The organism is Pseudomonas sp. CFBP2511, from assembly GCF_030209255.1.
In the GTDB taxonomy this organism is placed as follows: domain Bacteria; phylum Pseudomonadota; class Gammaproteobacteria; order Pseudomonadales; family Pseudomonadaceae; genus Aquipseudomonas; species Aquipseudomonas avellanae.
Genome location: NZ_JARVSI010000028.1, coordinates 1 through 11,583, shown reverse-complemented (window position 1 = coordinate 11,583; position 11,583 = coordinate 1). Strand labels below are relative to the sequence as shown.

The following is an 11,583-nucleotide window of genomic DNA, read 5'->3' as shown; positions in this document are numbered from 1 at the left end:
CGGAGCGTCGCACGATAGTTGAGATTATCGTTCCGCATGCTCCAGCGTGGGAATACAGTTCTCGACGCTCTGCGTCGCAAGAGGACGCGGAGCGTCCGGAACGGCGTGCCGACGCGGAGCGTCGCACGATAGTTGAGATTATCGTTCCGCACGCTCCAGCGTGGGAGCGCAGTTCTCGACGCTCTGCGTCGCACGATAGTGGATCGTGCGCTCAGCGCACCTGCCAACCCCCACCCAGTGCCTTGTACAGCGCAATGCTTGCCTGCACCCTTGCCAGCCGCAACTGCACACTTACATCCTGCGCCAGGTATAGCGTGCGTTGGGTTTCCAGTACGGTCAGCAAGTCCTCGGCGCCGGCTTCGTAGCGGCTCTGGGCGATGCGGAAGGCGGTTTGCGCCTGTTTAAGTTCCTCTTCGTGCCAGTAGCGTTGCTGGTCGAGGCCGCTGATGCTGTTCAGGGCTTTTTCGACGTCGGCGAAGCTGTTGATGATCGCGCCGCGGTAGGTTTCCAGCAGTTCTTGCTGGCGAGCCAATGCGCGGTCGCGTTCAGCGCCCAAGCGCCCATTATTGAAGATCGGCCCGACCAGACCGGCGGCCAGGCTGCTGAACGGTGCACGCAGCCAGTCTTCGGCGCGGGTCGCTTCGGTGCCCAGCCTGGCGCTCAGCGTCAGTTTCGGCAGCATCGCCGCGCGGGCCACGGTGACGTTGGCCTGCGCCGCCGTCAGTTCGGCTTCGGCCTTGGCCAGATCAGGACGGCGGGTCAGCAGCTCGCTGGGCACGCCTGCGCCGATGTCCGGCCAGTTCAAGGTGTCGAAGCCCTGATCGCTCAGTTTGAGGTGCTGCACCGGCTGGCCGAGTAGCGCCGCAAGGGTGATCAACTGTTCGTTGGCCAGTTGCTGAATGCGCGGCAATTCGCGCTGCTGGGTGGCGACCAGATTCTTCTGCTGTGCCAGTTCCAGTGCAGTGGCCGAGCCCGAATCAAAACGGGTCTGCACCAGCTTCAAAACGCTCTGCGCATTGGCCAGGTTGAGTCCTGCAATCCGGCCTTGTTCACGCGCCGCCAGGGTTTGTGCATAGCGGTCGGCAACGTTGCTGAGCAGGGTCAGCTCCACGGTCGCCTGATCGAACTCGCTGGCGCGCAGGCCCTGTAACGCGCTGTCGCGTCCGGCCGCGATGCCACCCCAGAAATCCACTTCGTAGCTGGCAGTCAGATCGCTGGTGAAGTTGTTGGTGTTGTTGTCGTCGGACGGGTTGGCCTTGCGGTCGCTGTTGCGCACGAACTTGTTGCGTTCGCCGCGCAGGTCAAAGGCCAGTTCCGGCAGCAACGGCGCACCACCGATGATGGCGGTGGCCTGGGCCTGACGCACGCGCGCCATCGCCGCAGCCACTTCATGGCTGTCCCGACTTGCCTGGGCGATCAAACGGTTCAGTTCCGCGCTGCCGAAGCGTTGCCACCATTGGGCATCATTACGCTGGCTGGCAGCGCGCTCGGCAAACGCCCAGCGCGCGGGTGGCTGGACGCCGCTGTCCAGACGCGGGGCAGGTGTGTTGCAAGCGCTCAGCAACAGGCAGACGGTCAGCAGGGAAAGGCATGGCTTCATCGAATGGTCATTCACTGGTAAGGGCCGCCACCGGGTCAAGCCGGGCAGCTTTGCGGGCAGGCATGAAACCGAAAATCACGCCGGTGACGAGCGCGCAGGCAAAGGCACCAATCACCGCAGACAGGGTGAAGGCCACCGCCACCTTGCTCGCCAGCAAAGCCGCGCCCATCGCCAGCGCCAGTACGATACCGGCCAGCCCGCCGACCACCGAGAGCATCACCGCTTCGGTGAGGAACTGGCGCAGAATGTCGCGCTGCCGCGCCCCGGTGGCCATGCGGATGCCGATTTCGCGTGTGCGTTCGCGCACGGTCATGAGCATGATGTTCATCACCCCGATGCCACCGACCAGCAGCGAAATGGCGGCAATCGAGCCGAGCATCAGTGACAGGGTGTTCTGGGTGCGCGCTTCGGCCTGGATCATTGCGGCGTTGTTGGTCAGCTCATAATCCTGCTTGCCGTTGTGCAGGCGTTGCAGCAGGGTGCGAATCGCGGCTTCGGCCTGCTTGACGTTATTGGCGTCGCGGGTTGCGATGGTGATGTACTCAGGGTCCTGCGAGCCGAACAGGCGGATGCTGGCCGACGAATACGGAATGGCGATGCGGTTATCGCTGTCCAGATCGCCCGAGGTCGCGCCCTTTTCCTGGAGCACGCCGACCACTTGAAACGGCACGTTTTCGATCAGGATGTATTGACCGATAGGGTCGATGCGATCGCCGAACAGTTTCTGCCGGACTTTGTAACCAATCACCGCCACGGCGGCTGCGCCTTGCTCGTCGGCCTCGCTGAAATAGCTGCCTTCGGCCACCGGCCAGTTGAAAATCGCCGGAAAGTGCGTGTCGTTGCCGCCGACGTAGCTTGAGTGATCGACATTGCCGAAGCGCACCCCGGCCTGTCCGCCATTGACCGGCATGATCATTTTTACCTCGGGCAACTCGCCCAGCGCGGCGACTTCTTCCAGGGTGATGACGCCTTTGGGCGCGCGCGGGTTGGGTGCCTTGCCGTTCAGATAAATGATGTTTGAGCCAAACGAAGACATCTGCGCCATGACCTGGCGCTTGCTGCCTTCACCGACCGCCAGCATGACCACCACCGACGCGACGCCGATGACGATGCCCAACAACGTCAGCGCAGTACGAAAACGGTTGACCCACATGACCCGCCACGCCGCCTGAACGGCGTCGAGCAGCTCGCCTTTCCAGGCCCCGCGACTGCCGCTGCCTTCGCTCAGGCGCTTGCGCAGATCGACGGCCTGCAAGGCGGCCGGGTTGGCTGAACGTGGCGTGGACAGATCGCGGGCGGTATCGCTGATCACCAGGCCGTCGCTGATCTCGATGACCCGATTGGCGCGCGCAGCGACTTCCCGGTCGTGGGTAATCAGAACCACCACATGCCCTTGGCTGGCCAGTTCGTCCAGCAAGGTCATGACCTCGGCACCGCTGTGGCTGTCCAGTGCACCGGTCGGTTCGTCGGCAAGAATGATGTGCCCGCCATTCATCAAGGCACGGGCGATGGACACCCGTTGCTGCTGGCCACCGGACAACTGGTGTGGACGGTTGCCAGTGCGTGACGCCAGGCCCAGGCGGTCAAGCAGGGCAGCAGCTCGTGCGTGACGCTCTGCGGCGGGCGTACCGGCGTAGATGGCCGGCATCTCGACGTTTTCCTGCGCCGAGCCGGACGGGATCAGGTGGTAGCCCTGAAACACGAAGCCAAACGCTTCGCGACGCAGCCATGCCAGTTCGTCGCCGCCCAGTTCGGCAACGTTTTCCCCGGCGAACAGGTATTCACCCGAGGTCGGGCGGTCCAGGCAGCCGAGGATGTTCATCAGCGTCGATTTGCCGGAGCCGGACGCGCCGACAATTGCCACGAACTCGCCGGCATGGATCGACAAATCGATGCCGCGCAGCACGTTGACGCGCGGGCTGTCGCCACCGCCGTAGGATTTGCGGATGCCCCGCAGGTCGATCAGCGGCGTGTGCATCTAGCCTCCGCTGCCGACGGGAGCGGGCACCAGCAGGCGATCACCTTCGCTGAGCCCGTCGAGAATCTGCACGCGCAGACGGTCGCTGATCCCGGTGCGTACCTGGCGCTTCTGTACCTCGCCATTGGCGGCCAGCACCTGTGCGGTCTGAACATCGGCTTGCGCGCTGTTTTGCAGGGCTGCGAGCGGGGCGGTGAGGGTATTTTCGGCTTTGCCGGCGACGAAGAAGATCTGCGCGGTCATTTCTGCCATCAGCGCCTGATCGCTGTTGTCGACATCCAGCAGCACGGTGTAGAGCACCACTCGGCCACCGCCGCTTTTACGCGAACTGCTCGGGCTGCCGCCGCCCTGATTGGCTTGGTCCAGCGGTCTGGGCGGCACCGGCAGAATCTGCCGCACGGTACTGCTCCAGCGCCGGTTGCCGCCGCTAAGCGTAGTGAAATAAGCGGTCATACCCGGTTTGACGTGGCCGATGTCGGCTTCCGAGACTTCGGCCCAGACGGTCATGGGCGACAACCGGGCGATGCGCAGAATCAACGGGGTCTGTTGTTGCGCATTGAGGGTCTGACCCTCGCGGGCATCCAGCGCGACAACGGTGCCGCTCATGGGCGCGTAAATGCGGGTGTAACCCAGCGCCGCTTCGTCACTGCGCAGCGCGGCCTGGGCTTCGAGAATCTGCGCCTTGAACATGTCGACCCTTGCCTGGGTGGCACGAAATTCCGATTGCGCCGCCTGCACGTCCTCGGCACGCGTGGCACCGCCTGCGGCAAGGCTTTTCTGCCGTTGTTGCTTTTGCTCGGCCAGCTCGTGCAGCGCACGCTGCTCCTGAAGCTGGGCCTTGAGGTTGTCGATGGCGTAGCGCGCGGCGTCGAGCTTGGCTTTTTGCGTCGATGGGTCGATTTCCACCAGCAAATCGCCTTCCTTGACCTGATCACCCACCTGCGCATGAATCTTCAGGATCTGCCCGCTGGCCTGCGAGCCGACGTCCACGTAACTGCGCGGTTGCAGGGTGCCCAGTGCTGTCACGCTGTTTTCGATAGTGCCGCGGGTCACTGTCACGGTCGATACAGTGCCCGTGCCGTCGGGCAGGATCTGCCAGGCACACACGGCAATGACCGGGAACAGGCACAGCGCCACCAGAAGGGCGCGTCGAGGGTATCGAGAGCGTTTCATGCAGAGTCCTGCGTGGGGAGATATCAGTCAGTCGACGGCTCGGGGCTGCTCTTCAAACAGAGCTGCCAGTTAAACGAGAAATGCAGGCCGGAATTTAGCGCCGATCACCGTTTGGACGAATCAGCTAAAAATTTTCGCCCGCGCTTCGTTTAACGGGGGGCGGCCAATTCGGGTCGTGTTGTCGAGGTGAGGTCAGCGTGATTATGTCTAGAGCATTGCCCGGTTTTCTGTTTGCAGGCCTTTCGGTCGCTGTGGTTTTGCCTGCGCAGGCGCTGGTTGCGCATGAACAAAAGGCCGCTGGTGCCGAGATCCGGCGCACCGGTTTTGGCGTGCCGCACATCGTCGCCGATGACGAGCGAGGCCTGGGTTACGGCATCGGTTACGCCTATGCGCAGGACAACCTGTGCCTGTTGGCCAATGAAGTCGTCACCGTCAACGGCGAGCGCTCTCGTTATTTCGGGCCGGACAAGGCGACCCTTGAACAGCGCAATAACATGGCCAGCGACCTGTTGTTCAAATGGCTCAATACTCCGCAAGCGCTGGCGGATTTCTGGAAAGCCCAGCCAGCCGAGATTCGCCATTTGATGCAGGGTTATGTCGCCGGTTACAACCGTTCGCTGGCCGAGCAGACCACCCAAGGGCTGCCGCAACCCTGCGCGGCGGAGTGGGTACGGCCGATCAGCACTGACGATCTGGTACGCCTGACGCGTCGTTTGCTGGTCGAGGGCGGAGTGGGGCAGTTCACCGAAGCCTTTGCCGGTGCCAAACCGCCTTCGACGCAAAAGCCATTGCAGGTTGATAGCCAGCAGGTGCAGGCGCTGCAACTGGCCGCTGCCCGCAACGAACGCTTTGCGCTGGAGCGCGGCAGCAATGCAGTGGCGGTGGGGCGTGACTTGTCCGCTAACGGGCGCGGCATGCTGCTGGCCAATCCGCACTTTCCGTGGGGTGGCGGCATGCGTTTCTATCAGATGCACCTGACCATCCCCGGCAAGCTGGACGTCATGGGCGCGGCGCTGCCGGGCCTGCCGCTGATCAACATCGGCTTCAACCAGCATCTGGCCTGGAGCCACACCGTCGATACATCGAAACACTTCACCCTGCACCGCTTGCAACTCGATCCGAAAGACTCGACTCGTTACTTGCTGGATGGCAAATCGGTCGCGATGGGTAAACAGCAGGTCAGCGTCGAGGTGAAGCAGGCAGACGGCACTCTCAAGGCTGTGCCGCGCATCATTTATTCATCGAAATTCGGCCCGGTGGTGCAGTGGCCGGGCAAGCTGGACTGGGATGACAAGTTCGCCTTCAGCCTGCGCGATGCCAACCTGAAAAACGATCGGGTGTTGCAGCAGTGGTATGCGATGGATCAGGCTGACAGCCTCAAGGCGTTTCAGGATTCGGTGCACAGGATTCAGGGCATTCCGTGGGTCAACACCTTGGCAGTCGATGCCGAGGGGCAGGCGCTGTACATGAATATTTCGGTGGTGCCGAACGTTGACGCTGTGAAGCTCGCCAGGTGCAGTGACCCGCGTATCGGCACCGAACTGATCGTGCTCGATGGCTCGCGCAGCGAGTGCAACTGGGAAGTGTCTCCCGAGGCTGCGCAAGCGGGTATTTACCCGTCCTCGCGCCAGCCGCAACTGCTGCGCACCGATTTCGTTCAGCACTCCAATGACTCGGCCTGGATGGTCAATCCGGCTGCGCCGCTGAAGGACTTCTCGCCGCTGATCAGCCAGGACGGTCAGCCGCTGGGCCAGCGTGCACGTTTTGCACTGGATCGGCTGAGCAGCCTTGAGAAGACGGGCAAGGTCAGCGTCGAGAACCTGCAAGCGATGGTCATGGACAACGAGGTGTATCACGCCGGGCAAGTGCTGCCGGACCTGCTGAAATTCTGCGCCTCGGAGCTGGGTGACGATGCCGCGCGTCTGGCACCTTTGTGTACCGCACTGAAAGCCTGGGACGGACGTGCTGACCTGAACAGCGGTATCGGGTTTGTGTACTTCCAGCGCATCGTGACGTCCATGCAGGCCGTCGCCTCTCGCTGGCGGGTGGTGTTCGACCCACAGAACCCGGTCCATACGCCCAGCGGGCTGGCCATTGAATACCCGGAAGTCGCCACCGCGCTGCGCGCCGCCATGCTTGCGGCGGTCGATGAGGTGGCCAAGGCCGGTCTCTCTGCCGATACCCGATGGGGCGATATTCAGGTTTCCAGCATCAGCGGCAAACCAATTCCGATTCACGGTGGGCCGGCCGGGCTGGGCATCTATAACGCCATGCAGACGGTCGCGGGCAGGGACGGCAAGCGCGAAGTGGTCAGCGGCACCAGCTACTTGCAGGTTGTAACGTTTGATGAGCATGGCCCGAAGGCGCAAGGTTTGCTGGCGTTTTCCGAGTCGAGCAACCCGCAGTCGGCCCATTCAAGGGACCAGACCGAAGCGTTTTCAAAAAAGCACTGGAGTGTGTTGCCGTTCACTGAACAGCAGATCAAGGCTGATCCGGCGTATCAGGTGCAGGTGATCAAGGAATAGAGTGCAAGCGCGTTTGGGCCATCTGGCCCAAATGCGCTTTTGTGTCATTTCATTCAGCCCGCATTGGTGTCGATATCAGCATCAGTGCCTTGAGTGGGCTGATGATTGCGCTGGTCTTCCTTTTTTTCCTGTGGCTCATAGTCAGGCACGTAAGCGCTGCCGTTGGACTGCTGGCTCTGATTCTGACTTTGTGACTGGCTTTGGCTGGGGGCAGGGGTCTGGCCTTGCGTCTGGCCGTCACCTTTTTCAGTCTCCGGCTCTACGTCCGAAACCTGCGGCTCGATGGCCGGATCATTGCGATCCGGGCCCTGATCCGCTGGCGTGTGCTGGCCGGGTGGCTGTTCTTTCTGACGTTGGGGTTCGATGGACATGACTACCTCGATAGCTGATTCAGAAAAGGGTCTGACAAGCTTTCGAGGCAGGGTTTTTCGGATCGTTCGATGGAAAGTACTCAGTGGAGCGTCAGCTACAAGCTAAAGCGGTCCTGCTTTTTCTTGCAGCTTGCAGCTTGCAGCTTGCAGCTTAAAGAACCTTCTTGATCGCCTCACACACCGCATCGATATTTTTCTGATTCAGCGCGGCCACGCAGATACGGCCGGTGTCCAGCGCGTAGATGCCGAATTCACTGCGCAGGCGCTGGGCCTGGGCGGCGGTCAGGCCGGAGTAGGAGAACATGCCGCACTGACGGCCGACGAAGCTGAAATCCTGGCCGGCCGGGTTGTCGGCCAGACGCTCGACCATCGCCTTGCGCATGCCCTGAATGCGCACGCGCATCTCGCCGAGTTCTTCTTCCCACATCGCGCGCAGGGCCGGGTCGTTGAGGACGGCGGCGGAAATGATCGCGCCGTGGGTCGGCGGGTTGGAGTAGTTGGTGCGGATCACACGCTTGACCTGCGACAGAACGCGGGCGGTTTCTTCCTTGGATTCTGTGATGATCGACAGCGCACCGACGCGCTCGCCATACAGCGACAGCGATTTGGAGAACGAGCTGGAAGCGAAGAAGGTCAGGCCCGACTCGGCGAACAGGCGCACCGCCAGCGCGTCTTCCTGAATGCCTTGGCCAAAGCCCTGGTAAGCCATGTCCAGAAACGGTACGTGGCCCTTGGCCTTGACCACTTCCAGCACTTTTTTCCAGTCGTCCAGGCTCAGATCGACGCCAGTCGGGTTGTGGCAGCAGGCGTGCAGCACCACCACCGAGTTGTTCGGCAGGTTCTGCAGGTCTTCGAGCATGCCGGCGCGGTTCACGTCATGCGTGGCGGCGTCGTAGTAACGATAGTTCTGCACCGGGAAACCGGCGGTTTCGAACAGCGCGCGGTGGTTTTCCCAGCTTGGGTCGCTGATGGCCACCACCGCATTGGGCAGCAGTTGCTTGAGGAAGTCGGCACCGATCTTCAAAGCACCCGTGCCGCCCACCGATTGAGTGGTCAGCACCCGGCCCGAGGCGATCAGCGGTGAATCGGCACCCAGCAACAGTTTTTGCACGGCCTGGTCGTAGGCGGCAATGCCGTCGATCGGCAGGTAGCCGCGCGGCGCGTGCTGGGCGACACGAATCTTTTCAGCTTCAGCCACGGCACGCAGCAGAGGAATGCGCCCGTCTTCATCACAGTAGACGCCCACGCCAAGGTTGACCTTGGTGGTACGGGTGTCGGCGTTGAAGGCTTCGTTGATACCCAGGATCGGATCGCGGGGTGCCATTTCGACAGCGGAGAACAGGCTCATTGTGCGGCGGCTCTTGATGAAGAGTGGGAAGGGGGCTACACGCTGCGGCTCGATGCGCCGGAGCGGTGCGCAAGCAGGGGCTAGTATAGAGAGCATCCCCTCGTCGGGCGACAGGGCGGGGCGGGTTTTTTACAGGTTTTTGCGCATATTTGCAGAACGTTCGTGCCGTTCAAACCTCAATGCTTTAGGTGCGTGACTTGAAAGGCCAGCATATGGCTCCATCTAGTAAGCATCATTTCAAAACATCGTACGCACTTTCCCTGCGGGATCGGGCGTTGGCGATGATTTCGTCCTGGCCTGCCCAGTCAGGTGCAGGCGAGCCCTTCGCGCGATCCTGTCGCGTACGAATCAAGTCCGGTATGAATCAAGAGGTCATTTATGTCCGAGTTCCAGCTCGTTACCCGTTTTGAGCCAGCCGGTGATCAGCCCGATGCCATTCGCCAACTGGTCGAAGGGATCGACGCGGGGCTCGCGCACCAGACCTTGCTGGGTGTAACCGGCTCTGGCAAGACGTTCAGCATTGCCAACGTCATTTCCCAGATCAAGCGTCCGACGCTGGTGCTGGCGCCGAACAAGACCCTGGCGGCGCAGCTGTATGGCGAGTTCAAAGCGTTCTTCCCCAACAACGCCGTGGAGTATTTCGTTTCTTACTACGACTACTACCAGCCTGAAGCCTATGTGCCGTCGTCGGACACCTTCATCGAGAAGGATGCGTCGATCAACGACCACATTGAGCAGATGCGGCTATCTGCGACCAAGGCGCTGCTGGAGCGCAAGGACGCGATTATCGTTACAACCGTGTCATGCATTTATGGTCTGGGCAGCCCGGAAACCTACCTGCGCATGGTGCTGCACGTCGACCGCGGCGACAAACTCGACCAGCGTGCCTTGCTGCGGCGTCTGGCGGACCTGCAATACACCCGCAATGACATGGACTTTGCCCGCGCGACGTTCAGGGTGCGTGGCGACGTGATCGACATCTACCCGGCCGAATCCGACCTTGAAGCGATCCGTATCGAGCTGTTCGATGACGAAGTCGAGAGTCTGTCGGCGTTCGATCCGCTGACTGGCGAGGTGATCCGCAAACTGCCGCGCTTCACCTTTTACCCGAAGAGCCACTACGTCACGCCACGCGAAACGCTGGTCGAGGCGATGGAAGGGATCAAGGTCGAGCTGCAAGAGCGGCTGGAATACCTTCGCAGCCAGAACAAGCTGGTGGAAGCCCAGCGTCTGGAGCAGCGCACCCGTTTCGATCTGGAAATGATGCTGGAGCTGGGTTACTGCAACGGTATCGAGAACTACTCGCGCTACCTGTCGGGTCGTCCGTCCGGCGCGCCGCCGCCGACCTTGTTCGACTACCTGCCCGCCGATGCCTTGCTGGTGATCGACGAGTCCCACGTCAGCGTGCCGCAGGTCGGCGCGATGTACAAAGGCGACCGTTCACGCAAGGAAACCCTGGTCGAGTACGGTTTTCGTCTGCCATCGGCGCTGGACAACCGGCCCATGCGCTTCGACGAGTGGGAAGCTATCAGCCCGCAGACCATCTTTGTTTCTGCGACACCGGGCAACTATGAAGCGGAGCATGCAGGCCGTATTGTCGAGCAGGTGGTGCGCCCGACCGGTCTGGTCGACCCGCAGATCGAAATCCGCCCGGCGCTGACTCAGGTTGATGACCTCTTGTCGGAAATTCACAAGCGTGCGGCGCTGGAGGAGCGGGTGCTGGTCACCACGCTGACCAAGCGCATGTCCGAGGATCTGACCGATTACCTCAGCGACCACGGCGTGCGTGTGCGTTATCTGCACTCGGACATCGACACGGTGGAGCGCGTCGAGATCATTCGCGATTTGCGATTGGGTACGTTTGACGTGCTGGTGGGCATCAACCTGCTGCGTGAGGGCCTGGACATGCCGGAAGTGTCGCTGGTGGCGATTCTCGATGCCGACAAGGAAGGCTTTCTGCGGTCCGATCGCTCGCTGATCCAGACCATCGGCCGGGCAGCGCGTAACCTCAACGGGCGGGCGATTCTGTACGCCGACCGCATCACCGGATCGATGGAGCGCGCCATCGGCGAGACCGAGCGACGTCGCGAGAAACAGATCGCCTTCAACCTGGAACACGGCATCACGCCCAAAGGCGTGTTCAAGGACGTCGCCGACATCATGGAAGGTGCCACCGTGCCGGGTTCGCGCAGCAAGAAGCGCAAAGGCATGGCCAAGGCCGCCGAAGAAAGCGCCCGTTACGAAAACGAGTTGCGCTCGCCGAGCGAGATCAACAAGCGCATTCGCCAACTGGAAGAAAAAATGTACCAACTGGCCCGCGACCTGGAATTCGAGGCCGCCGCGCAAATGCGCGACGAGATCGGCAAATTGCGCGAGCGGTTGTTGGCGGTTTGAAGCATTGGACACGCCACCTCTCATGTCGATGCTCCGCGTCGGCATGCAGTTGTGACGCTCTGCGTCACAAGTCTTTAGTGCCGCACGATGTCTTGCTGCGCCTGCATGAGGCCGCCATACGCGCTTTTCGATCACGGTGGCACTGACGACGCAGAGTGCGACGTAAGTGACGGCTGAGTCCTGGCGCTGATCCG

7 protein-coding genes are annotated in these 11,583 nt (G+C 61.7%); 2 read left to right on the top strand and 5 right to left on the bottom strand.

What is annotated here, in order from left to right; genetic code table 11:
• Nucleotides 1-211 precede the first annotated feature (211 nt).
• The 3 genes from QRN38_RS22890 to QRN38_RS22880 are packed head-to-tail and all read right to left on the bottom strand — an operon-like array spanning nt 212 to nt 4,751.
• Nucleotides 212-1,600 carry an efflux transporter outer membrane subunit gene (locus QRN38_RS22890; RefSeq protein ID WP_057418206.1) on the bottom strand — a complete coding sequence of 463 codons (1,389 nt, stop codon included), beginning with the start codon at nt 1,598-1,600 and terminating at the stop codon, nt 212-214.
• Nucleotides 1,601-1,607: 7 nt separating this feature from the next.
• Nucleotides 1,608-3,578 (bottom strand): MacB family efflux pump subunit, encoded by a 1,971-nt coding sequence (locus QRN38_RS22885; RefSeq protein WP_010216870.1) that lies wholly within the window; start codon nt 3,576-3,578, stop codon nt 1,608-1,610.
• Nucleotides 3,579-4,751, bottom strand: coding sequence for an efflux RND transporter periplasmic adaptor subunit (locus QRN38_RS22880; RefSeq protein WP_057418207.1), 1,173 nt, complete (start codon nt 4,749-4,751; stop codon nt 3,579-3,581). It abuts the gene before it with no gap.
• A gap of 203 nt (nt 4,752-4,954) precedes the next feature.
• On the opposite strand from QRN38_RS22880, the gene pvdQ reads away from it, so the two are divergent.
• The gene (gene pvdQ / locus QRN38_RS22875; protein WP_057418208.1) at nt 4,955-7,276 is read left to right on the top strand and encodes a bifunctional acylase PvdQ; all 2,322 of its coding nucleotides are present in this window, start codon (nt 4,955-4,957) and stop codon (nt 7,274-7,276) included.
• Between the two features lie 53 nt (nt 7,277-7,329).
• Here the strand turns inward: pvdQ and QRN38_RS22870 are convergent, their stop codons facing one another.
• Nucleotides 7,330-7,647, bottom strand: a complete 318-nt coding sequence (locus QRN38_RS22870; protein WP_005769679.1) for a hypothetical protein — start codon at nt 7,645-7,647, stop codon at nt 7,330-7,332.
• Between the two features lie 151 nt (nt 7,648-7,798).
• Nucleotides 7,799-8,995: an amino acid aminotransferase gene (locus tag QRN38_RS22865; protein ID WP_024666213.1), complete on the bottom strand. Its 1,197-nt coding sequence runs from the start codon at nt 8,993-8,995 to the stop codon at nt 7,799-7,801.
• A 378-nt stretch (nt 8,996-9,373) separates the two neighbouring features.
• Here QRN38_RS22865 and uvrB point away from each other — a divergent pair, with 378 nt between their 5' ends.
• Nucleotides 9,374-11,389: an excinuclease ABC subunit UvrB gene (gene uvrB, locus QRN38_RS22860; protein ID WP_057418209.1), complete on the top strand. Its 2,016-nt coding sequence runs from the start codon at nt 9,374-9,376 to the stop codon at nt 11,387-11,389.
• The last annotated feature ends 194 nt before the right edge of the window (nt 11,390-11,583 follow it).

Excerpts from the sequence above, each read along its gene's own strand:
- QRN38_RS22880 (WP_057418207.1), bottom strand. The coding sequence starts at position 4,751 with ATGAAACGCTCTCGATACCCTCGACGCGCCCTTCTGGTGGCGCTGTGC.
- QRN38_RS22865 (WP_024666213.1), bottom strand. The coding sequence starts at position 8,995 with ATGAGCCTGTTCTCCGCTGTCGAAATGGCACCCCGCGATCCGATCCTG.
- QRN38_RS22890 (WP_057418206.1), bottom strand. The coding sequence starts at position 1,600 with ATGAAGCCATGCCTTTCCCTGCTGACCGTCTGCCTGTTGCTGAGCGCT.
- pvdQ (WP_057418208.1), top strand. The coding sequence starts at position 4,955 with ATGTCTAGAGCATTGCCCGGTTTTCTGTTTGCAGGCCTTTCGGTCGCT.
- QRN38_RS22870 (WP_005769679.1), bottom strand. The coding sequence starts at position 7,647 with ATGTCCATCGAACCCCAACGTCAGAAAGAACAGCCACCCGGCCAGCAC.
- uvrB (WP_057418209.1), top strand. The coding sequence starts at position 9,374 with ATGTCCGAGTTCCAGCTCGTTACCCGTTTTGAGCCAGCCGGTGATCAG.
- QRN38_RS22885 (WP_010216870.1), bottom strand. The coding sequence starts at position 3,578 with ATGCACACGCCGCTGATCGACCTGCGGGGCATCCGCAAATCCTACGGC.